Source organism: Microbacterium shimangi, from assembly GCF_043556445.1.
Taxonomy (GTDB): domain Bacteria; phylum Actinomycetota; class Actinomycetes; order Actinomycetales; family Microbacteriaceae; genus Microbacterium.
The window spans coordinates 303,447-324,817 of sequence record NZ_JBIGII010000004.1; the positions used below are offsets into that span (position 1 = coordinate 303,447).

General features: G+C 69.4%; 26 protein-coding genes. 15 read left to right on the forward strand and 11 right to left on the reverse strand.

Annotated features, from left to right (window positions below; translation table 11 throughout):
• Positions 1-2 precede the first annotated feature (2 nt).
• A complete protein-coding gene (locus ACFXQA_RS08260) occupies positions 3-551 on the reverse strand; it encodes a helix-turn-helix domain-containing protein (protein ID WP_394519340.1) in 549 nt (182 codons plus the stop codon).
• Positions 552-639: 88 nt separating this feature from the next.
• On the opposite strand from ACFXQA_RS08260, the gene ACFXQA_RS08265 reads away from it, so the two are divergent.
• The 6 genes from ACFXQA_RS08265 to ACFXQA_RS08290 all read left to right on the forward strand — a co-directional run bounded on the left by ACFXQA_RS08265 (position 640) and on the right by ACFXQA_RS08290 (position 4,986).
• Positions 640-1,398 carry an AzlC family ABC transporter permease gene (locus ACFXQA_RS08265; protein WP_394519341.1) on the forward strand — a complete coding sequence of 253 codons (759 nt, stop codon included), beginning with the start codon at positions 640-642 and terminating at the stop codon, positions 1,396-1,398.
• Positions 1,395-1,709, forward strand: coding sequence for an AzlD domain-containing protein (locus ACFXQA_RS08270; RefSeq protein ID WP_394519342.1), 315 nt, complete (start codon positions 1,395-1,397; stop codon positions 1,707-1,709). The genes ACFXQA_RS08265 and ACFXQA_RS08270 overlap by 4 nt, the downstream gene beginning before the upstream one ends.
• A 38-nt stretch (positions 1,710-1,747) precedes the next feature.
• Positions 1,748-2,140, forward strand: a complete 393-nt coding sequence (locus tag ACFXQA_RS08275) for a DUF6113 family protein (RefSeq protein ID WP_394519343.1) — start codon at positions 1,748-1,750, stop codon at positions 2,138-2,140.
• A complete protein-coding gene (fdxA, locus tag ACFXQA_RS08280; RefSeq protein ID WP_116646225.1) occupies positions 2,137-2,457 on the forward strand; it encodes a ferredoxin in 321 nt (106 codons plus the stop codon). Before ACFXQA_RS08275 ends, fdxA begins: the two co-directional genes overlap by 4 nt.
• A 10-nt stretch (positions 2,458-2,467) precedes the next feature.
• Positions 2,468-3,574: a succinyldiaminopimelate transaminase gene (dapC, locus tag ACFXQA_RS08285; RefSeq protein ID WP_394519344.1), complete on the forward strand. Its 1,107-nt coding sequence runs from the start codon at positions 2,468-2,470 to the stop codon at positions 3,572-3,574.
• Between the two features lie 113 nt (positions 3,575-3,687).
• Positions 3,688-4,986 (forward strand): citrate synthase, encoded by a 1,299-nt coding sequence (locus tag ACFXQA_RS08290; protein ID WP_394519345.1) that lies wholly within the window; start codon positions 3,688-3,690, stop codon positions 4,984-4,986.
• 110 nt (positions 4,987-5,096) lie between these two features.
• Here the strand turns inward: ACFXQA_RS08290 and dapD are convergent, their stop codons facing one another.
• Entirely contained in the window at positions 5,097-6,053 is a 957-nt protein-coding gene (gene dapD / locus ACFXQA_RS08295; protein ID WP_394519346.1) for a 2,3,4,5-tetrahydropyridine-2,6-dicarboxylate N-succinyltransferase, read from the reverse strand.
• Between the two features lie 86 nt (positions 6,054-6,139).
• Here dapD and dapE point away from each other — a divergent pair, with 86 nt between their 5' ends.
• From dapE to ACFXQA_RS08310, 3 genes are all read left to right on the forward strand, one after another.
• Positions 6,140-7,216 carry a succinyl-diaminopimelate desuccinylase gene (gene dapE, locus ACFXQA_RS08300; protein ID WP_394519347.1) on the forward strand — a complete coding sequence of 359 codons (1,077 nt, stop codon included), beginning with the start codon at positions 6,140-6,142 and terminating at the stop codon, positions 7,214-7,216.
• Positions 7,198-8,418 (forward strand): hypothetical protein, encoded by a 1,221-nt coding sequence (locus ACFXQA_RS08305; protein ID WP_394519348.1) that lies wholly within the window; start codon positions 7,198-7,200, stop codon positions 8,416-8,418. The genes dapE and ACFXQA_RS08305 overlap by 19 nt, the downstream gene beginning before the upstream one ends.
• A gap of 66 nt (positions 8,419-8,484) precedes the next feature.
• The gene (locus ACFXQA_RS08310) at positions 8,485-8,655 is read left to right on the forward strand and encodes a DUF3117 domain-containing protein (protein ID WP_116646231.1); all 171 of its coding nucleotides are present in this window, start codon (positions 8,485-8,487) and stop codon (positions 8,653-8,655) included.
• A 53-nt stretch (positions 8,656-8,708) separates the two neighbouring features.
• On the opposite strand, the gene ACFXQA_RS08315 is transcribed toward ACFXQA_RS08310, so the two are convergent.
• Positions 8,709-9,347 (reverse strand): O-methyltransferase, encoded by a 639-nt coding sequence (locus tag ACFXQA_RS08315; RefSeq protein ID WP_394519349.1) that lies wholly within the window; start codon positions 9,345-9,347, stop codon positions 8,709-8,711.
• Positions 9,348-9,419: 72 nt separating this feature from the next.
• Between ACFXQA_RS08315 and ACFXQA_RS08320 the strand changes: the two genes are divergently transcribed.
• A complete protein-coding gene (locus ACFXQA_RS08320; protein ID WP_394519350.1) occupies positions 9,420-9,797 on the forward strand; it encodes a twin-arginine translocase TatA/TatE family subunit in 378 nt (125 codons plus the stop codon).
• A gap of 122 nt (positions 9,798-9,919) precedes the next feature.
• Entirely contained in the window at positions 9,920-10,366 is a 447-nt protein-coding gene (locus ACFXQA_RS08325; protein ID WP_394519351.1) for a hypothetical protein, read from the forward strand.
• Between the two features lie 24 nt (positions 10,367-10,390).
• Here the strand turns inward: ACFXQA_RS08325 and ACFXQA_RS08330 are convergent, their stop codons facing one another.
• From ACFXQA_RS08330 to ACFXQA_RS08340, 3 genes are read right to left on the reverse strand one after another with little or no spacing between them, the layout of a single operon-like run.
• Entirely contained in the window at positions 10,391-11,545 is a 1,155-nt protein-coding gene (locus ACFXQA_RS08330; protein WP_394519352.1) for an Mrp/NBP35 family ATP-binding protein, read from the reverse strand.
• Positions 11,542-12,066 (reverse strand): DUF1003 domain-containing protein, encoded by a 525-nt coding sequence (locus tag ACFXQA_RS08335; protein WP_394519353.1) that lies wholly within the window; start codon positions 12,064-12,066, stop codon positions 11,542-11,544. The genes ACFXQA_RS08330 and ACFXQA_RS08335 overlap by 4 nt, the downstream gene beginning before the upstream one ends.
• Complete coding sequence (locus ACFXQA_RS08340; protein ID WP_394519354.1) at positions 12,066-13,376, reverse strand: magnesium transporter MgtE N-terminal domain-containing protein; 1,311 nt, start codon at positions 13,374-13,376, stop codon at positions 12,066-12,068. Before ACFXQA_RS08340 ends, ACFXQA_RS08335 begins: the two co-directional genes overlap by 1 nt.
• A gap of 64 nt (positions 13,377-13,440) precedes the next feature.
• Between ACFXQA_RS08340 and ACFXQA_RS08345 the strand changes: the two genes are divergently transcribed.
• Together ACFXQA_RS08345 and ACFXQA_RS08350 are read left to right on the forward strand one after the other, a co-directional pair.
• Positions 13,441-14,055, forward strand: a complete 615-nt coding sequence (locus ACFXQA_RS08345; RefSeq protein ID WP_394519355.1) for a YflT domain-containing protein — start codon at positions 13,441-13,443, stop codon at positions 14,053-14,055.
• Positions 14,052-14,744, forward strand: a complete 693-nt coding sequence (locus ACFXQA_RS08350; protein WP_394519356.1) for an alpha/beta hydrolase family protein — start codon at positions 14,052-14,054, stop codon at positions 14,742-14,744. Before ACFXQA_RS08345 ends, ACFXQA_RS08350 begins: the two co-directional genes overlap by 4 nt.
• Before the next feature lie 43 nt (positions 14,745-14,787).
• Here the strand turns inward: ACFXQA_RS08350 and ACFXQA_RS08355 are convergent, their stop codons facing one another.
• On the reverse strand, positions 14,788-16,200 hold the full coding sequence (locus tag ACFXQA_RS08355; RefSeq protein WP_394519357.1) for an aminopeptidase P family protein: 1,413 nt from the start codon (positions 16,198-16,200) through the stop codon (positions 14,788-14,790).
• A 28-nt stretch (positions 16,201-16,228) separates the two neighbouring features.
• The gene (locus tag ACFXQA_RS08360; protein WP_394519358.1) at positions 16,229-17,260 is read right to left on the reverse strand and encodes an endonuclease/exonuclease/phosphatase family protein; all 1,032 of its coding nucleotides are present in this window, start codon (positions 17,258-17,260) and stop codon (positions 16,229-16,231) included.
• A gap of 56 nt (positions 17,261-17,316) precedes the next feature.
• Here ACFXQA_RS08360 and ACFXQA_RS08365 point away from each other — a divergent pair, with 56 nt between their 5' ends.
• Complete coding sequence (locus ACFXQA_RS08365) at positions 17,317-18,180, forward strand: PHP domain-containing protein (protein ID WP_394519359.1); 864 nt, start codon at positions 17,317-17,319, stop codon at positions 18,178-18,180.
• Between the two features lie 222 nt (positions 18,181-18,402).
• On the opposite strand, the gene ACFXQA_RS08370 is transcribed toward ACFXQA_RS08365, so the two are convergent.
• Entirely contained in the window at positions 18,403-19,905 is a 1,503-nt protein-coding gene (locus ACFXQA_RS08370; protein WP_394519361.1) for a DEAD/DEAH box helicase, read from the reverse strand.
• Between the two features lie 182 nt (positions 19,906-20,087).
• Here ACFXQA_RS08370 and ACFXQA_RS08375 point away from each other — a divergent pair, with 182 nt between their 5' ends.
• A complete protein-coding gene (locus tag ACFXQA_RS08375) occupies positions 20,088-20,804 on the forward strand; it encodes a ferritin-like fold-containing protein (RefSeq protein WP_394519362.1) in 717 nt (238 codons plus the stop codon).
• A 28-nt stretch (positions 20,805-20,832) separates the two neighbouring features.
• On the opposite strand, the gene ACFXQA_RS08380 is transcribed toward ACFXQA_RS08375, so the two are convergent.
• Positions 20,833-21,123, reverse strand: coding sequence for a hypothetical protein (locus ACFXQA_RS08380; protein ID WP_394519363.1), 291 nt, complete (start codon positions 21,121-21,123; stop codon positions 20,833-20,835).
• 11 nt (positions 21,124-21,134) lie between these two features.
• Entirely contained in the window at positions 21,135-21,359 is a 225-nt protein-coding gene (locus ACFXQA_RS08385) for a DUF3107 domain-containing protein (protein WP_394519364.1), read from the reverse strand.
• Positions 21,360-21,371: the final 12 nt, after the last annotated feature.

Genomic DNA, 21,371 nt, shown 5'->3' on the forward strand with positions numbered 1-21,371 from the left:
TGTCAGCGCAGTTCTGACACCATGACGGCGCTGGTTCGAGGCTCGAGCGCCTCGAACACGTGCGCGGCGTCGCCGGCATAAGCCAGGTAGTCGCCGGGCTCCAAGACGACGGCGTCGGCGGTCGGCCCGACGCGCGCTCGCCCGCTGATCAACACGACGTGCTCGGTCGTGCCCCGCTGGTGCGGCTCGGATGCCCGCGGCTCGCCCGGTTCGGCGCGCAGGAGGTAGATGTCACGCCGCGTGTGCGGGGGGCTCGCCGAGAGCAGCGAGACCAGGTACGGCGCGGCCGAAGACGGCACGCCGGATGCGGCCGCCGCGCGCACGAGCGTCGGCGCGCTGGCCTCCTCGTCTACGAAGACGGCGAACGCGACGCCCAGGGCGTCGGCAAGAGCCCACAGCGTCTCGACACTGGGATTGCCCGCTCCGCCCTCGAGTTGCGAGACCGTGGCTTTCGAGACCCCCGCTCGACGCGCGAGCTCCGACACCGACACTCCGGCGGCCTCGCGCTCGCGACGCAGAGCATGGGCGATTCGGGGTCCGAGGGCGGGCATGTGTTCAGTATGGCAAACGATCGTTCATCTTGACAGTCATTCCCCGGTCGTTCAGGATGGCAGGCATGCGTTCAGTGCGACACCCACGATGACCCGCCCGGTGGATCTCGCCGCTCGGCGCGCATGGCGCCAGGGGCTCGCCGTCGCGCTGGCGACGAGCGCCTACGGCATCTCGTTCGGGGCCCTGTCCGTCGCATCCGGGCTCGACGTCTGGCAGACCTGCGTCCTCAGTCTTCTCATGTTCACCGGCGGATCGCAGTTCGCCTTCGTCGGCGTGATCGGGGCGGGTGGACCGGCCGCGGCTCCCGCCGCCATCGCGTCGTCAGCTCTCCTCGGTGTGCGCAACGCCGCCTACGCGATGCGGATGTCGCCCGTGGTGGGACGAGGCTTCCGGCGGCGGGCCGGTGCCACCCAATTCACGATCGACGAGTCGACCGCGGTGGCGCTCGCCCAGACGACCCCCCGAGCGCGATCAGTCGGGTTCTGGGTCACCGGCATCGGCGTCTACGTCGGGTGGAACATCTCCACCCTGCTGGGAGCGCTGCTGGGCGACGTCCTCGGCGATCCGCGGCAGTACGGACTGGATGCGGCGGCCGCGGCCGCCTTCCTCGCCCTCCTCTGGCCCCGTCTTCGGGGCCGTCAGGCGATCGCGGTGGGGGCCGCCGCGGCGGTCGTCGCCGCCCTGCTGACACCGGGGCTGATGCCGGGCATGCCCGTGATCGTCGCGGCGGTCGTGGCCATCGCGGTGGGGTGGTTCAACTGGTTCGCGAGAGCCGGGGTCCCCGAGCCGGGCGGTGCGTCTGCGGCCGAGTCATCGCACGTGCCCGAACGCGAGGGGCTGCCGTGAGTCTCTGGAGCGCCGTTCTTCTCGCCTCGATCATCTGCGTGGCGGTGAAGGCCGTGGGGTACACGGTGCCCGCCCACTGGCTCGAAGCCCCGCGCCCCGCTCGGATCGCCGACCTGCTGACCGTCGCCCTCCTCGCCGCCCTCGTCGCGGTGCAGACCGTCGGCGTCGGCCAGGCGATCGTGGTCGATGCTCGCGTGCCGGCGGTGCTGGTCGCCGGTGGTCTGCTCGCGATCCGCGCCCCGTTCGTCCTGGTGGTCGCGGCCGCGGCCACGGTGGCGGCACTGCTGCGGCTCTGGGGCTGGGCGCTCTGAGACGGCCTCGGAGGTCGCGCACCTAGACTGTCGCGGTGATGACGAAGGTGACCCGAGTGATGACCTGGCTGGTGGCGGCCGTGATCGGTGCCGTCTATGGAACCGCCGCGACGATCGCGCACGCCTACCGCCTCGGAGTCCTGCCGCTGGGTCTGGTGCTGGCGAGCATCGGAACGGCGGCGCTGCTCGTGGCCCTGCGTCAGCTGACGAGCGATCGCTGGGCGGCACTCGCGGGCGGGCTCGGGATGCTGCTGGCGATGATCCTCTTCTCCAACATCGGGCCGGGTGGATCGGCGGTCGTCGCCGCTCCCACACCTGACACGGAGTGGATCCCGCTTGCCTGGACCTTCATCGCCCCCATCCTCGTGGCGCTCGTCATCGCGTGGCCCGACACCTCACGCCTCTCTGCGCCGCCTAAACTGGTCGAGTGACGTATGTGATCGCTCTTCCGTGCGTGGATGTCAAAGACCGCGCCTGCATCGACGAATGTCCGGTCGACTGCATCTACGAGGGTGAACGGTCGCTCTACATCCACCCCGACGAATGCGTCGACTGCGGTGCGTGCGAGCCCGTCTGCCCCGTCGAAGCCATCTACTACGAAGACGATCTGCCCGAAGAGTGGTCGGACTACTACAAGGCCAACGTCGAGTTCTTCGATGACATCGGCTCTCCGGGCGGAGCGGCCAAGGTCGGCGTGATCGCCAAGGACCACCCCGTCATCTCCGTGCTCCCGCCCCAGGGCGAGTGACCCGTCGCTGATGGGTATCGCCGATCTCGCCGATTACCCCTGGGACGCCGTAGCCCCGTACGCGGCGACGGCCCGCCGGCATCCGGGTGGCATCGTCGATCTGTCGATCGGGTCTCCGGTCGATCCGACGCCTGAGATCGTTGCGGCCGCGCTGAAGTCTGCGACCGACGCGCATTCCTATCCGCAGACCGCGGGAACTCCGGCGCTTCGCGCGGCTATCGCGCAGTGGTACGCCCGCCGCCGCGGCGTCGCCGGGCTCTCGGACGAACACGTTCTTCCGACGGTGGGGTCGAAAGAACTCGTCGCCCTGCTGCCGCTCCTCTTGGGGCTGGGCGAGGGAGATGTCGTCGTGCACCCCCGCGCCGCCTACCCGACGTACGAGGTCGGAGCGCGCCTCGTCGGAGCGGTACCCGCCGCCTCCGATGACCCGGCGGACTGGCCCGCCGACACCAAACTCGTCTGGATCAACTCTCCCGGCAACCCCGACGGGCGGGTTCTCGGGGTTTCCGACCTCCGCGCAGCGGTCACGCGCGCGCGAGAGCTCGGAGCGGTCCTCGCCTCCGACGAGTGCTACGCCGAGCTCGGATGGGAGGGGGAGTGGGCAAGCGCACCGACCCCCAGCATCCTGGACCCGCTCGTCATCGGCGACGATCCGACGGGGGTCTTGTCGGTCTACTCGCTGAGCAAGCAGTCGAATCTGGCGGGCTATCGCGCCGCTTTCGTCGCGGGCGACCCGTCGGTCGTCGCCCGACTCCTCACCGGCCGCAAACACCTCGGTCTCATGCCCCCCGCTCCCGTGCAGGCCGCCATGCTCGTTGCGCTCGGAGACGACGCGCACGTGCGCGAGCAGAAGGCGCGCTATGCATCACGTCGGGCCGTGCTGAAGCCCGCGGTGGAGGCCGCCGGCTTCCGCATCGACCGCAGTGAGGCCGGGCTCTACCTCTGGGCGACCGAGGGGCGCGACGCGTGGGAGAGCCTCGGGCGGCTGGCCGACCTCGGCATCTTGGCGGGTCCCGGCCACTTCTACGGACCGCACTTCCCGCAGCACATCCGGCTGTCTCTGACGGCCACCGACGAGCGCATCGCGGTCGCCGCAGAACGCCTGCGCTCGGTATAGAGCCCCGATTTGGACGGTACCTCCATTCGGGCGAAGCATCCTTTGGCGGTGTCGGTTGTACCGGCCGACGACTTATAGGCTGTAAGGACCGACATATTTCGCGAGGAGGCGCCATGAGCGACGCGGCAGCGCAGCACGACAAGGCCACCGTCACCGTCGGCGGCAAAACCGCTGAGTTCCCGGTGCTCCGGGGGACGGACGGCGCCTCGAGCGTCGACATCTCGACGTTCGCTCGGCAGACGGGCCACACGACGCTCGACTACGGCTTCGTGAACACGGCGTCGACGAAGTCGGAGATCACCTACATCGACGGTGACGAGGGCATCCTCCGTTACCGCGGGTACCCTATCGAGCAGCTCGCGAAGAACAGCACCTACCTCGAGGTCGCCTGGCTGCTCATCTACGGCGAACTGCCGACAGCTGACGAGCTCGCCGCTTTCGACGAGCGCATCCGACGCCACACACTTCTCCACGAAGACCTGAAGCGGTTCTTCTCGGCTCTCCCTCACACCGCGCACCCGATGTCGGTGCTGTCGGCGGCGACCGCGGCGCTTTCGACCTACTACGAGGGCGAGTCCGACCCGCACAACCCCGAGCACGTGGAGTTGAACACGGTGCGGATGCTGGCGAAGCTGCCGGTCATCGCGGCCTACGCGCACAAGAAGAGCGTCGGGCAGGCCTTCCTGTACCCCGACAATTCGCTCGGCTTCGTCGACAACTTCCTCAAGCTCAACTTCGGGGTGCTCTCCGAGGTCTACGACGTCAATCCGGTCATGTCGCGCGCGCTCGAGCGCCTGTTGATCCTGCACGCCGACCACGAGCAGAACGCGTCGACTTCGACCGTGCGGCTCGTCGGGTCGACGGGCGCCAACCAGTTCTCGTCGATCTCGGCCGGCATCAACGCGCTCTACGGGCCGCTGCACGGCGGGGCGAACGAAGCGGTGCTGTCTATGCTCGGGCGCATCCGCGACTCGGGCGAGAGCGTCGAGCGCTTCGTCGAGAGGGTCAAGAACAAAGAAGACGGTGTGAAGCTCATGGGCTTCGGGCACCGCGTCTACAAGAACTACGATCCGCGCGCGAAGCTCGTCAAAGAGTCGGCCGACGAGGTGCTCAAGGCCCTCGGAGTGAGCGACCCTCTGCTCGACCTGGCGAAGGAACTCGAAGAGATCGCCCTCCACGACGATTACTTCAAAGAGCGCCGCCTGTACCCGAACGTCGACTTCTACACCGGCGTGATCTACAAGGCCATGGGATTCCCCACCCGCATGTTCACCGTGCTGTTCGCGATCGGCCGCCTGCCCGGGTGGCTCGCGCACTGGCGTGAGATGCAGCACGACCCGCAGACCAAGATCGGTCGCCCTCAGCAGCTCTACACCGGGGCGCCCGAGCGCGACTACCCCGGCGCGAGCTGACGCGACGGCGTTAGCCCGCGAGACCCGTTTCGCGTGGCGAGACCCCCGCATCATGTCGGGGTTTCGCCGCGCGGGACGGGTTTCGACGTCGCGGGGGCATGACGGCGACGTCAGGCGTGCAGCGCCTCGTTCAGCGTCACCCCGACGCCGGAGCGGACGGATGCTTCGACGGCGCCGGTGAGGGAGTTACGGCGGAAAAGCATTCCGTCGCGGCCCGAGAGGTCCGCGCCCTTGACTGTCGGCCGCATGCCGTCGGCGTTCGCGGGTTGGTCGGCGAGCACGATCTTGGAGCCCGCCGTGACGTAGAGCCCCGCTTCGACGATGCAGTCGTCGCCGAGCGAGATGCCGATGCCGGCATTCGCTCCGAGGAGTGTTCGCGCGCCGATCGAGACCCGATGCGAGCCGCCGCCCGACAACGTGCCCATGATCGAGGCACCGCCGCCGATGTCGCTGCCGTCGCCGACGACGACCCCCTGCGACACGCGACCTTCGACCATCGAGGCGCCGAGCGTGCCCGCGTTGAAGTTCACGAATCCCTCGTGCATGACGGTCGTACCGGGGGAGAGGTACGCACCCAAGCGCACGCGTGAGGCGTCGGCGATCCGCACCCCCGCGGGCGTGACGTAGTCGAGCAGCCGCGGGAACTTGTCGAGGCTGTGCACCTGGATTCCCTCGCGGACAAGGAAGGGGCGCAGGCGCGTGGCGTCGTCGGGGTGCATCGGGCCGGCGTTCGTCCACGCGACGTTCGGGAGGTGCCCGAAGATGCCGGTGAGGTCGACGTCGTTCGGACGCACCAGGCGGTGGGAGAGGGCGTGCAGGCGAAGATACGCATCCACCGTCGAACGGGGTGCCTCATCGAGGTCGATCTCGAGGGCGATCACGTCGACACTCACCGCGCGGCGGTCGTCGGCGACGGCGAGGCGGTCGAGCGGGGCCGGCGGGGTCGTCGCGTCGGCTCCGAGGGGGAGCCGCCCGACCGTCGGCTCGGGGAACCACGCGTCGAGCACCGTGCCGGCGTCGGTCGTCGTCGAAAGGCCGTAACCCCATACCCACCGGTCATCGCTCATGCATCCACGGTACTGGTCCGCGGTCGCCCCCTCTGCGCGCTGCCGTTCTGGCGGGCCGCCCGGACCGCGGTCGATAGAATCGGGGCATGCCGGAACTCGACCTGACGTCGTCCGCGGTCGACCTCACCCGCACCATCTGCGACATTCCGAGCGTGTCCGACGACGAGGGTGTCCTCGCCGACGCGATCGTCCGGGCACTTGCTCAGCTGCCGCACCTCGAGGTGTACCGCGACGGTGACACGATCGTCGCCCGCACCCACCTCGGTCGTGCACAGCGCGTCGTCATCGCCGGGCACATCGACACCGTTCCCATCAACGAGAACGTGCCCACCCGCGACATCGAGGTCGAGGGCGAACCCTTTCTCTGGGGCCGAGGAACGGTCGACATGAAGGCGGGCGTCGCCGTACAGCTGAAGCTCGCGGCCGAGCTGACCGACCCCCGTCTCGACATCACCTGGATGTGGTACGACCACGAAGAAGTCGCGGCCGAACGCAACGGCCTGACCCGGCTCTCGCGCACGCGCCCCGATCTGTTCGCGGGCGACTTCGCGATCCTCGGTGAGCCGTCGAACGGTCAGGTCGAAGGCGGCTGCAACGGCAACCTTCGAGCCGTCGTGCGCACCCGCGGCACCAGGGCGCACAGCGCCCGCTCGTGGGTGGGTGACAACGCGATCCACCGCGCCGCGCCGATTCTCACGCGACTGGCGGAATACCGTCCGCGCGACGTCGAAGTCGAGGGGTTGGTGTACCGCGAGGGTCTGAACGCGGTCCGCATCGCCGGAGGCGTAGCAGGAAACGTGATCCCCGATGCCTGCGAGGTCGAGGTCAACTACCGTTTCGCCCCCAGTCGCGACGGCGACGAGGCATCCCGTCACGTCCGTGAGGTCTTCGCGGAGTTCGACGTCGAGATCATCGATCTGTCGGAGGGCGCCCGCCCGGGTCTCGATGCCGCGCTGGCGCAGGAGTTCGTGCGCGCCGTCGGCGCGGAGCCTCGCCCGAAGTACGGCTGGACCGACGTCGCGCGGTTCTCGGCGATGGGCGTACCCGCGGTGAACTACGGCCCGGGCGATCCGAGCCTGGCGCACCACGACGAGGAGCGCGTGCCGCTCCGCCAGATCGAAGACGTCGAGCGCGGACTTCGGACGTGGCTGACGTCGTCCTGACCCGCGACGCGCGGGGATGGACCCGGTTGCCCATCGCGGCGCGTATCGGAATCATCTACGTCGTCGCGAGGGTGGTCACGACGGTCTTCCTCCTCCTCGCCGCCGACATCTCGGCGCAGGGCTCGCGATTCGGCGAGGGGGCCGGAGTGGGCGACCTGGCCGTCGGCTGGGACGCCACCTGGTATTGGTTCGCGGCGGTGAACGGGTATCCGGCCGAGCTGCCGCTGACGGCCGACGGCGGCGTGGCCGAGAACACCTGGGCCTTCATGCCCCTCTACGCCTATGCTTCGGCGGGCGTGGGTGCGCTTCTGGGATCGTGGGGAGCCGGCGCCGTCGTCATCTCGCTGCTCGCGGGATACGGAGCGTCCGTCGCCCTGTACGCCCTCCTCCGGCCGCGACTCGATGCGCCCGCCGCGCTGTGGGCGGTGGCGTTCTTCGCTTCGGGCCCGCTGGCCGCGCTCTTCCAGGTCGGTTACGCGGAGTCGCTGTTCCTCTTCTTCCTCTTCGTGTTGCTCCGGTGTCTGCAGCGACGTCGATACGGCTGGCTCTACGTGCTGATTCCGCTGATGGGGTTCACCCGGCCCGGGATCCTCGCCTTCGCGCTGCTCCTGGGCATCTACGGTGTGTGGCGATGGTTCCGGCGTCGGCGCGACGCCCTTCCGACGGCCGACGTCGTGCACATCGTCGCGCTGGGTGCCTGGGCGACCGTGGTGGGATTCTCGTGGCAGGTGATCGCTGCGATCGTGACCGGCGACCCCGGCGCCTACCTCGCGACGGAGTTGGCATGGCGACGCAACTGGCTGGGTGAGGCTTCACCCCACTTCGTGCCGTTCGAGGGGTTCGTGCAGGCCGCCGCCTTCTGGTTCCGCGCCTGGGGGCTCGGGGAGGTGACGGGGTACGTCGTGCTGGCGGTGCTCGTCGCCGGGGTGGCCGCGGCGCTGCTGTGGCTCCCGCAGGTGCGGCGCCTGGGCGTCGAGGTGCGCCTGTGGTCGGCGAGTTATCTGCTCTACCTGCTCGCGGTCTTCTTTCCGCAGTCGAGCATTTTCCGGCTGCTGGTGCCGCTTTCACCGCTCTGGGGAGCTCTGGCGGTGCCGAAGTCGATCTTCTGGCGACTCGGCGTACTCGCCGCGGCCCTGCTCGGGCAGTGGTGGTGGATCTACAACATGTATGCGCTGGGTAACACGTATTGGCAGATCCCCTGAGACCGCCGTCACGTTGCGCCGGCTCACGATAAACTATGTCCAGACCTACGACGAAAGGGAGCCACGATGGCAGCCATGAAGCCGAGAACCGGGGACGGGCCGATGGAGGCCGTGAAAGAGGGGCGCTTGATCATCGTGCGCGTGCCGCTCGAAGGCGGGGGACGCCTGGTCGTCTCCGTCAATGACGCCGAGGCCAAGGAACTCTACGACGTGCTCAGCGGGGTCGTCAGCGCCTGACGCCCTTCCCTTGTGATGGCGGTCGGTCTTCGGACCGGCCGCCATCGCTGGTTTCAGGGGGCTTCGGGAAGAGTCGTGAGCTGCAGCAGACCCTCACCGGTGATCGAGAGGGCGCCGATCACCGCGGGGGAAGCCTGGGTTTCCTGGATCAGCGAACGATACGCGGCGGTCTGGGGATCACGGCGCACCGGATCCGAGACGGCTCCGCCCGCCAGCACGCGGGGGACGAGCACGGTGCCCCCCGCACGCACGAGGCGAAGGCCGTGCTCGACATACTCGATGACCCCCTCGGGGTCGGCGTCGATGAGCACGATGTCGTACGACGCCTCGTTCATGCGGGGGAGGACGTCGGCCGCCCGCCCCGTGATGAAACGCGCGCGGGCTGCGGGGATCTTCGCGTCGGCGAAGGCCTGACGTGCGGCGCCGAGGTGCTCGGGCTCGCTGTCGATGGTCGTGAGGGTCGCGCCGGGCGCGCCGTGCAGCAGCCACAGTCCCGATACGCCGCCGCCGGTTCCGACCTCGATGATGCTCTTGGCGCGGGAGGCGGCGGCGATGACGGCCATCTGCGCACCCACCGGAGCGCTCACGGGGTGGGCGCCGAGTTCGAGCGCGTGCGCGCGGGCACGACCGATGTGCGCGGGCTCCACCGTCGCCTCCGCCACGAACCGCTGGTTGGCTTCGCTACCGCTCATTTCGACCTCCTCGGTCAGATTACGTGGGCGAACCACAGCCCGTGCGTAGGCGCGACGAGTACGCTGAGACCCATGTTCTTCGGGCTCACGATCGAGAAGCTGCTGCTGATCGGCGTGATCGCCGCCCTGCTGATCGGCCCTGAGCGCCTTCCGCGTTATGCGGAGGGGCTGGCGAGACTCACCACCCGTGCGCGCGAGATGCTGCAGGGGGCCCGTTCGCGTGTCCGCGACGAGATGGGCTCGGAGTTCGACGACGTCGACTGGCGCAAACTCGATCCTCGCCAGTACGACCCTCGACGCATCATCCGCGAGGCGTTGCTCGACGATGCGCCGGTGGCGAGCGTGCAGGCGGCCAGCGTCGCGGCGACCATGGCCGCCGCCGGCACCGAGCCGACGCGCGGGGCCTTCACGCCCGACGTGCGTCCGCCGTTCGACTCCGAAGCCACCTGATCCGAGCGCACCCATCGGGGTAGGCGGCGATCCTCTCCTCCCCAGCGGGCATCGAGGGGATCCTCTCCTCGCATTCAGGCACAGCCGGTTCATCGGACAGCGGAGGCGGAAGTCTCGCCGGTATGAACACCTCCTCTACCCCCGCGTCCACCCAGTCGTTCACCGATGACGCGCTCGTGCTCGAGCGCCTCGAAACGCTCCTCGGCCCGGCGTCTCGCCGCCAGCTCTGGCTGCTCTTCGTGAACGCCGACCGCACCCTCGCCGAGGTGATCCTGCCGTGCGAGGGTCTCCCTGCCGACCCCGAAGCCACCGTCCTGACAGACAACGGACTCATGACCCACGCCGATGCGCTCAGCAACACCCTCGCGCACCTCACCGATGAGTTCGGATTCGCCGAGGTGATCCTGGTCTGGGAGCGACCGGGCGGGCCGGCGGTGGGTGCCGACGAACGGCGGTGGGGCGGCGGCCTCGCCGAATACTGCGGCCGCCGCGGGGTGATCCTCGCGGGACAGTTCCTGGCCCATGACGGGGGAATCCGCCGGCTCGAACCGGGCGAGTACGCGCGCTGAACGGCCTGCTCTCCGGGATCGTGCTCAGCGGGGCGTGAACGGAAGGGGGCGTCTCGCGAGCCCGCGGCCCTGCGCGACGAGGGCGCCGGCGATCTCATCGATGGCGGCCGCAGCCGGATCGGTGGGATCGCCGACCACGACCGGCAGGCCGATGTCGCCGCCGGTCCGCAGCGCGGGGCTCAGCGGAACCGTCCCGAGCAGAGGCACCGTCTCGGCAGCCGTCGACAACGCCGTCGCCACCTCCTCGCCGCCGCCTGATCCGAACAGGTCGAGTGCGGTCCCGTCGGGGAGGGTCATCGCCGACATCGTCTCGACGACTCCGACGATCCGCTGCCCGGTCTGGCGGGCCACGAGACCGCTCCGCACCGCGACATCGGATGCTGCCGGCTGAGGCGTCGTGACGACCAGAACGTCGGCGTGGGGGAGGAACTGCCCCACCGAGATCGCGACGTCGCCGGTGCCGGGCGGCATGTCGATGAGGAGAAGGTCGAGGTCGCCGAAGAACACGTCGGTCAGGAACTGCTGCACCGTCCGGTGCAGCATCGGACCACGCCACGCCACCACGCCCGCGGCGTCTTCGCCGGGGCGTCGGAGGAACATGCCGATCGAGATGACCTTCACGTCGAATGCGACCGGCGGCAGCATGAGGTCGTCGATCCGCGTGGGTGCGGGGGGGAGTCCGTCGTCGTCGAGCAGGCCGAGGAGCGCGGGGATCGAGAACCCGTGCACGTCGGCGTCGACCAAACCCACCCGCAGCCCGCGACGCGCGAGGGCGACTGCCAGGTTCGCCGTCATGGTCGATTTGCCGACGCCGCCCTTGCCGCTCGTGACGGCGATCACGCGGGTCAGGGAGTCGGGCCCGAACGGCATCTGCCGGGCGGGGCGTCCGTCGCGCAACTTCTCGGTCAGGGCGCGTCGTTCCTCGGGTGTCATCACACCCAGCACGACCTCCGTGGACTCGATCCCGGTAACGCCGCCAGCGGCGGCACGCACGTCGCGTTCGATCCTGTCGGACGCCGGGCACCCGACGATCGTCAGCGCGATGCCGACCCTCGCGATTCCTCCGTCGACATCGATCTCGCGCAGCATGTCGAGCTCACCGAGGGGGCGTCGAAGCTCGGGGTCGACCACCGCGGCAACGGCTGAACGTACCGCGCCGGCCAGTGCAGCGTCGGTCAAGACGCGGTCGTCTCGCGGTCGTCGCGCCGGTCGAGCTTCTTCAACAGACTCTTCAGCTCGGCGCGCAGAACGTCGCGGGTCACGACCTCTTCGGTCGACTCCTGCACCGCCATGCGGAGGGCGACGACCTCGCGCGCCAGGTACTCGGTGTTCTCGAGGTTGCGCTCCGCACGCTGGCGGTCCTGCTCGATCTGCACCCGGTCGCGGTCGTCCTGCCGGTTCTGCGCGAGCAGGATCAGGGGCGCCGCGTACGAGGCCTGCAGCGAGAGGATGAGCGTCAGCAGCGTGAAGTTCGTCGCCTTCGGGTCGAACTGCAGCTCGACGGGCGCCGCGGAGTTCCACGCCAACCAGACCACCACGAAGATCGTCATCCCGATCAAGAAGCCCGACGTGCCCATGGCCCGCGCGAAGGCTTCGGAGAACTTGCCGAAGCGATCGCGCGACGGCTGCGAGGTGCGGGTCATCTTTCCGCCGCGGTCGCGGGGGGCGTCGAGAGCGGTGCGCTGCTTCTGCCGTGCCATCATCGCCTCCTCTGCGTGACGGTCTGGATACTGGTCGTGTTGAGCGGTCTCACCGGCGACGGCGACTTCGGATCGTCGCTGTCATGCGATCGCCAGTCGTCGGGCAGCAGATAGTCGAGCACGTCGTCGACACTGACCGCACCGACGAGGCGGTGCGCCTGATCGACGACCGGAAGCGAGACGAGGTTGTAGCTCGCCAGCATGCGGGCGACCTCCGCGGCCGACGCCATGGCGGGTACGGCCGAGACGGTGTCGTCGATGATCGCGCCGAGGCGCTCGTGCGGGGGGTAGCGCAGCATCCGCTGGAAATGCACGGTGCCGAGCAGTCGCCCGGTCGGGGTTTCGTACGGCGGGAGGGTCACGAAGACAGAGGCCGCCAGGGCCGGATGCAACTCGTGACGGCGGATCAGTGCCAGCGCCTCGGCCACGGTCGCGTCGGCCGACAGCACGATCGGCTCGGGGGTCATGAGCCCACCGGCGGTGTCGGGACTGTACTTGAGCAGCGCACGGACGTCGTCGGCCTCGTCGGGCTCCATCAGCTGGAGAAGCTGCTCGAGCCGGCCCTCGGGCAGTTGACCGAGGAGGTCGGCCGCGTCGTCGGGCTCCATCGCATCGAGGATGTTGGCGGCCCGCTCGTCGCCGAGCTGCTCGAGGATGTGCACCTGCTCCTCTTCGGGCATCTCTTCGAGGGCGTCGGCGAGGCGGTTGTCGGGCAGTTCTTCTGCCACCTCGATGAGGCGGTCGGCGGGCAGATCGAGAAGGGTGTTCGCCAGATCGGCGGCCTTCAGGTCGGCGTACGTGGCGACGAGCTGCTCGGCCGATTGCGACTCGCCCGGCACCTGCTGCTCGCGGACGTCGGTCCAGGAGGCGAAAGTGGTGGCACCCCGTGCGAAGGGCGAGGCGCTCGTCTTCGGTCGCCGGAGGAAGAGCTGGCCGACGTCCCAGTCACCGAGCCGGTTGCGCTCGATGGCCACGTCTTCGATGACGGCATCGCCCGAACCGTCGACGAGGAACACGCGTCGACCGAGCAATTCGGCCATGACCCGCACCTCACCGCCGCGCTGCTGAAAACGGCGCACGTTGATCAGGCCGGTCGTGATGACCTGACCGGTCGCGATCGAGGTCACGCGTCCGATCGAGACGAACACATGCCGGCGGCCCGGAATCTCGACGACGAGACCGACGACCCTCGGCGGATCGGCGGCCCGGTAGATCACCACCACGTCGCGGACCTTGCCGAGCCGGTCTCCGGCGGGGTCGAAGACCGTGCAACCCGCAAGGCGAGCGACGAAGACTCGTTGCGTGCTCACCTCCCCAGAGTAGTCCGCGACCCCTCTCGATCGGGCCCCCGGCGCCGCGTGAGAGAATGGGGGCATGAGCATGCTCGGCGGACGCGTTCCCTCTGGACGCGAAGAAGTCGGGGAGCCCGTCTCTTCGTTCCCCACGTACGAAGCGGCGCAGAAGGCGGTGTCGGCTCTGATCGCCGCCGATGTGCCCGCCCGTGAGATCGCGATCGTCGGGCAGGGGCTGCGCTCGATCGAGCGCGTGACCGGCAGGCTGGGCTACGCCACCGCGGCGCGCTCGGGCGCCGTGAACGGTGTGCTGCTCGGTCTGCTCTTCTCCTTCGTCTTCGTCCTCGGCACGCCGACCGTGCAGATCGCGGCCTTCCTGGGCGTGATGTTCGTGGGTATCGCTCTCGGGATGCTGATGAGCCTCATCACCTACTCGATCGTGCGTCGACGTCGGGATTTCGCGTCGGTGATGCAGGTCATCGCCGACCGCTACGACGTGTGCGTCACACCGTCGAGCCTGCAGCGCGCGCGTCAGATCGTCGGCCCGGGCTCCGCACCCGCCGTCGCCCCCGCCGCGGGGCCCGACAGTGCAACGCCTCCGGCACCCGAGGAGCCCCCGCGCTACGGCGAGAGGATTCCTCCGCAGGCCCCGACCGAGGCCGCCCCGCACGCAGAACGGCTCGAACCTCCCGCGTGAGCGATCGGCCGCTGGTCGTCGACCTCCCCGCGGGAGCGGTGGAGGTCTCGGCCGCCTGGCAGCGCCCCGACGACGCCTGGGCGACGGTCGCGGTGGCGCACGGCGCGGGCGCCGGGTACCAGCATCCGTTCCTCGAAGGATTCGCGGGGGCGCTCACCGACGCCGGGGTCGCCACCCTCCGCTTCAACCTTCCGTACGTCGAGGCCGGGCGCCGCATGCCGGGACCGGCCGGTCACGCGATCGCGACCTGGCGCGCCGTGTTCGAATGGCTGACGGATGCTGCGGCACCCGGGCCGATCTGGGCGTCGGGAAAATCGTACGGCGGGCGCATGGCCTCGATGGCGGCGGCGCAGGGCGCGATCGCGCCCGCGGGTCTGGCGTACCTCGGCTATCCGCTGCATCCGCCGGGTGATCCGACCAGAACGCGCACGGCGCACCTGCCCGGCATCGACGCGCCTCAGCTGTTCGTCTCGGGGACGAACGACCCGTTCGTCGACCCCCACGCACAGCTCGAGCAGGCGGTCGCGTCGTGCCGCGACGCCACCCTGCGATGGGTCGAAGGCGGCGGTCACTCCTTCGAGGTCAAGGGGCGCAAGCGGCCGGCGGATGAGGTGGGCGCGGGGATCGCGCCGCTCATCGTCGAATTCCTCCGACACCGATCGGCAGACGGGAATCGGTCGGGCGACTGAGCGGCCCTGCCTGTGAGACGCCGGAGCGGATATCGCCCGAGGTCTACCGTGCCGACAGTCGCGCCACCCACTCCTCGACCTCGTCGGCCGTGCGGGGGATGCCGGCCGAGAGGTTCTGCGGGCCGTCGACGGTCATGAGGATGTCGTCCTCGATGCGCACGCCGATTCCTCGGTACTCCTCGGGCACGGTGAGGTCGTCGATCTGGAAGTACAGCCCCGGCTCGATGGTGAAGACCATTCCCGCCTCGAGCTCGCCGTCGTAGTACATCTCGCGACGCGCCTGCGCGCAATCGTGCACGTCGATCCCGAGATGGTGGCTCGTACCGTGCACCATGTAGCGCCGGTGCTGGCCGCCCCGTTCGGCATCCAGTGCTTCGTCGGCGGTGACGGGCAGAAGACCCCACTCGGCGACGCGCGCAGCGATGACCTTCATCGCCGCTTCGTGCACCGAGCGGAACTTCACGCCGGGTCGTGCAGCGGCGAACGCGGCGTCGGCGGCTTCGCGAACCGCTTCGTAGATCTTGCGTTGCACCGGCGAGAAGGTTCCGCTCACGGGAATCGTGCGCGTGATGTCGGCGGTGTAGAGGCTGTCGACCTCGACCCCCGCATCGACGAGGAGCAGGTCGCCCGGCACGACGGCGCCGTCGTTGCGGGTCCAGTGCAGGTAACAGGCGTGGGGCCCGGATGCGGCGATCGTGTCGTAGCCCTCGGTGTTGCCGTCGCTGCGGGCACGCTGATGGAAGACGCCCTCGATGATGCGCTCGCCACGCGGATGCGCGACGATGCGCGGCAGGTCGGCGACGATGTCGTCGAACCCCTGCGCGGTCACGTCGACCGCGAGCCGCATCTGCGCGACCTCCCACTCGTCCTTGACCAGGCGGAGCTCGGAGACGAAGCGGGTCAGGTCGTCGTCATCGTCGAGGATCACGTCATCGTCGTGGTGATCGAGCGTATCGATGTGCGCGGTCGCGATCGCGAGGTCGGCGGCGACGCCGGCGAGGGAGGGCCGCGGGCCGATCCAGAACTCTCCGACCGACGCATCGGCGTAGAACTCGGTCGTCGTGCGGTCGGCGCGCTCGCGGAAATACAGGACGACGTCGTGCCCGCCCTCCCGCGGCTCGAAGACGAGCACCGAGTCGGGCTCGGAGTCCGTCGCCCACGCGGTCAAGTGCGCGAAGGCCGAGTGCGCGCGGAACGGGTAGTCGGTGTCGTTGCTGCGCTGCTTCAGGCCACCGGCGGGGACCACCAGCCGCTGTCCGGGAAAGGCGCGCGACACGGCGGCACGACGACGCGCCGCCCAGGACGCCTGCTCGCGCTGCACCGGGGTGCTCTCGGGCCGCTCCGCCCACCCCTCGGCGATCGAGTCGAGAAAGCCGCGCGGGAAGGGCTGCCGCCGGTTGACCGTGGTGGGGGCCGGCTTCTCTTCTGCGGTGATGTTCTGGCCTGCGTCGTCCATGCTTCCAGTGTCCCACCGTGGGGCGGGATCAGCCGTTCGTGGGCTCGAGCTGCACCACGACCGGGCGGTGGTCGCTGCCCGAGGCATCGAGCGACTTGAGCACCGCTGAGCCGGTCGGCTGCCATCTCGGCGAGACCAGCACGTGATCGATCGGCGCGCCGGCCAGGGCGGGGAGCTCGGTCGTCCAGGTGCCCACGGCCCCGTTGCCCGTCTCCGACGCGGCATCGTGGCAACGGCCCAGCACGCCGCCATCGACGCCGAGTCCCGACATGTGGTCGAGCGTCGCGTTGAAATCGCCCGCGAGGATCACGTTGTCGGCGCTGCACTGGTCGGCGAGCCACTGCAGATCGTTGCGCCACTGCTGCATGTACGACTGCCGGGGGGCGACGGCGTGTGCGGCGACGACGATCGGACCGTCGCCCGACGTCGGCATCGCCACGGCGCTCGGAACCGTCGAGGTGTTGCTCGTGCCGTCCTGCGACGACTCGATGACCGAGTAATCGCCGAGGTCGGGGCTGATCAACACCGTGGTGGACGTCGCATCCCACCCGTCGATGCCGTATTCACCGTACTCCGCGTGGTGGGCCCACATCGGTTGTCCGAGGTCGCCCATCACGATGGCCACCTTCTCGCCCGTGTCGATGGTCGTCTCGGGCAGGGTGATGATGTCGGCGTCCATGGCGACCGCGATCTGGGCGATCGTGTCGGGCGCGGTTGCCGAGCCCGCGGTGTTCCACGTCATGACCCGGATGCTGCTGTCGGTCTTCTCGGGGAGGGCTTCGGTGCCGATGCCCCGGTAGACGAGGATCCCGGCGTTCGCGCCCGCGGCGAGAAGAGAGATACCCGCCAGCGACAGGGCGAGCGCCCGCACCGGTCGGGCCAGCGCGAAGATCAGCGCGAGGACGGCCAAGGCCGCGAACAGGGCCGCGACGAGGCCGCGGAACGACACGATCTGCGCGATCGGAAAGGTGCGCTCCAGGCGGAACAGCTGCGGCCAGGTCACCACGGCCGCCCCAGCGGCGCACAGCAGCGCAACGAGGACCCCGATGACGCGACGCACGCGCCGACTCTAAGACAGCAGCCTGGGAGATCGGCGGATGCGGCTACTCTCGGGGGGTGGAGTCGGCGCAGAGGTTCGAGGGTCCGAGCGACTTGCACCTGCATTCCACGCGCTCAGACGGCACCGAGGCGCCGGCGCTCGTGATGGCGGCCGCCCACCGGCACGGTTTGCGAACGGTGTCACTCACCGACCACGACACGACCGACGGATGGGCGGAGGCCGCCGAGGCGGCCTCGTCGCTCGGCATGACGTTCCTCCCCGGCATGGAATTGTCGGCGCGGCACGAGTGGCGGAGCGTGCATCTGCTGGCCTACCTCGTCAATCCCGATGACGAGGCGCTCCGGGCGATGACCGACCGCATACGTTCGTCGCGTCTGGACCGTGCACGGGTGATGGCCGACCGCATCTCGCAGGACTACGACCTCGTGTGGGACGACATCGTCGCCCAGACGTCCGACGGGGCGACCGTCGGGCGCCCTCACATCGCCGATGCACTGGTCGCGCGCGGCCTGGTGAGCGACCGCACCGAGGCGTTCGCCGGCATCCTGAGCCCCGCCGGCGACTACTACGTCGCGCTGTACGCCCCCGATCCGGTCACGGCGGTGAGCCTCATCGTCGGCGCCGGGGGAGTGCCGATCATCGCCCACCCCGCCGGGCGGGCGGGCCTTCTTCCGGCTCGACTGCTCGACCGCATGCTCGACGCGGGTCTTGCCGGATTCGAACTCGGCCACCGTGAGAACCTCGGTCCCGGCATCCGGACCCTCCGGGGCATCGTCGACCAGCGCGGACTCATCGTCACCGGGTCGAGCGATTATCACGGCCTCGGCAAGCCGAACCAGCCGGGCGAGAACACGACGGCAGACGCCGAGGTCGCGCGCATCATCGCCCGGGCCACCGGTTCGCCACCGGTCTACGCCTGAGGCGTCTCTTCGCCCGAAGCCGCTCTTCGCCACCCGCGTCTCTTCGCCACCCGCGTCGCGATCTCCGGCGCGGGTGGTCGTGGCACGACCAACCGCGCCACTTTCCGTCATCCGCGCCGTCGGAAAACGGCGCGGATGACGCGAAATGGCGCGGGAAGGATTAAGCCCGTCAGCGAAGTGCAGCCGTCGACGGGAAGTGCAGCGGATGCTGCGCGTGCGGGATCAGACGGTGGGTGCGCCGCCGGTGCGGGCACCGCCGCGACGACGCCGACGCCGACGGGGTGCGGCGTTGCCGTCGTGGTGCTCGGAGCCGCCGCCGTCGTGGGTTCCGCCGCCCTCGGTCTCGGTCGAGCCCTCGGGTGCGGGCGGGCCGTCGACGATCGCGGCGGGAGCGGCTTGCGGGGTCTTCTCGGCCTCGGGACGGTCGCGGCGGGTGCGGCGTCCGTCGGAAGACCGGGACTCGCCGCCCGACTTCGAGCCGTCGCGGGATTTCGACGCGTCGCGCGACTTCGAGGCATCCGCCGACTGCGCGCGCGGCGCCGTCGTCAGGCGGCCCTTCGTGCCCGCGGGAATGTTCAGGTCGCTGAACAGGTGGGGGCTCGACGAGTAGGTCTCGGTCGGCTCGGGCTGGCCGAACTCGAGCGCGCGGTTGATGAGCGCCCACTTGTGCAGGTCGTCCCAGTCGACGAAGGTCACCGCGATGCCGGTCTTACCGGCGCGGCCGGTGCGGCCGGCGCGGTGCAGGTAGGTCTTCTCGTCGTCGGGGATGGTGTGGTTGATCACGTGGGTCACGTCGTCGACGTCGATACCGCGCGCGGCGACGTCGGTGGCGATCAAGACGTCTTTCTTGCCCGCCTTGAAGGCCGCCATCGAACGCTCGCGCGCCTCTTGGCTCATGTCGCCGTGCACCGAGGCGGTGTTGAAGCCGCGGTCGCCCAGCTCGTCGGACAGACGCTGCGCGGCCCGCTTGGTGCGGGTGAAGATCACGGTCTTGCCGCGGCCCTCGGACTGCAGGATGCGGGCGATGACCTCGTCCTTGTCGAGCGAGTGCGCGCGGTAGACCAAGTGCTCGATGTTCGCCTGCGTCAGACCCTCGTCGGGGTCGGTCGCGCGGATGTGGATCGGGTTGGTCATGAAGCGGCGCGCGAGCGCAACGATGGGCCCGGGCATCGTCGCCGAGAACAACTGCGTGTGGCGGATGGGCGAGACCTTCGTGAAGATCTTCTCGATGTCGGCGAGGAAGCCGAGGTCGAGCATCTTGTCGGCCTCGTCGAGGACGACCTGGACGGCGCCCGAGAGGTCGAGCAGCCGCTGGTTGTTGAGATCGATGAGGCGCCCGGGCGTGCCGACGACGATCTGCGCGCCGGCCTTCAGCTGGTCGATCTGGCCCTCGTAGGCCTTGCCGCCGTAGATCGCGACGACGCTGGTCGCGCGGCCCGACGTGAGCATGTCCATGTCTTCGTACACCTGGACAGCGAGCTCGCGGGTGGGAACCACGATGAGCGCCTTGACGCCGGGTGCGGGGTTCAGGCCGAGGCGCTGGACGACGGGGATGCCGAAGCCGAACGTCTTGCCGGTACCGGTCTTGGCCTGGCCGATGATGTCCTGGCCCGGCAGACCGAGGGGAATGGTCTGTTCCTGGATGGGAAAGGCATCGACGATGCCTTTCGACGCGAGCACGTCGACGATGTCTTGGTCTACGCCGAGCTCAGCGAAAGTCGTCACGATAAGAGCCTGTCCGGCGGAAGAGAGCCCGCCTAGAGTGTTCGGTCCACGCCCTCACTCAGCCGCAGGCGCGGGGTCCCGATCCGACGCCGGGACACTTCCACGATACCGGAGGCCGGTGAATGCGGCGGAAAGCCGCGTGTGTCGGCGGGGCGGGAGGCAGCGGGCCTAGGCTGGCGTACGTGTTCGAGTGGTTGCGTCGTCGTGGTCGCCCTGCCGGTCGCACCCTCACTCTGAGGTCGCGCGGCGACTTCGGCAATGCCGTGCGGGTGGATTTCGCAGAGCTCGCACCCGAGGTCGATACGTTCCTCGGTCAGGCTGCCTATCTGCAGCTGGGCTTCTTCGAGACGTTGAGCGAGTTGATCGCCTCCACGCCCGAGTTGGCACAGAAAGAGGCGCTCTCCCGCGCCGCGGGAGCAGCCCTCACCAAACACGAGGCGCTCGTGTCGTTGATCCGCGAGCGGGGCGATGATCCGACGGCGCTGATGTTGCCGTTCCGTGAATCGCTCGACGCGTTCCGCCGCGAGACCCACGGGGTGCGGCCCCCCGAGACGATGGTTTCGGTGCACATCACCGCGGGCATGCTCGACGACTTCTATCTCGCGCTGTCCGCGAGCTACGGCGACACCGGTCGCCGGGTGGCGCGCATCCTCCGCGCGGACGATGATCGGCAGGCCATCGTCGAGATCATCGCGGCCACGATCGACAGCGACGAGCAGTGGCGCTCGCTCTTGGCGATGTGGGGGCGTCGGCTCGTCGGTGACACTCTGCTCGTCGCTCGAGCCGCCCTGCGTCCGACCACACTCGGGGCGGCGGACGAAGAAAAGGTCGAGCCGGTGTTCACCGAGCTGATGGCCGGCCATTCCCGGCGCATGGACGCGACGGGGCTAGCGGCCTGACCGCTGGTGGTCTCAGCGACGACGGGGTTCAGACGAGACCGAGGCGCTCGCGCTCCCGCTGATCGCCGCGAACGCGCGTACGGCTCAGCGCCAGCACGACAGGCACGGCGATCACGAGCGGTACGACGATGGCGGCGAGCCAGATCCACGGGTTGTCGATGCCGACGCCGGCCCAGGTGAGCGCGGCCCAGACGATGGTCCCCACAGCCGCCGCGATCGCGGGGGCCACCATCACTCCACGGTTCTGGCGGTGCGGGAGCGCGAAGTGCACGCCGATGCCGACCACCGCGGCGATGAGCAGAGCGAGCGCGATCTGCATGGTCTTTTCCGTCAGGCGACGAAGCCGACGCGGCGCGACTCTTCGGTGCCGAACTCGATGTAGGCCAGGGTCGCGGTGGGAACCAGGTAGCTGTTGCCCTTCACGTCGGTGAACGTGATGTGCGAGGCGGAGGCGTCGAGCGCGTCGACGACCGACTTCTTGACGGCGTCCGAGGCCTCGCTGGTGTCGAAGCTCAGTTCACGGCCGGTGTTCGCGATTCCGATGCGGATCTCCACGATGTGCCCTTT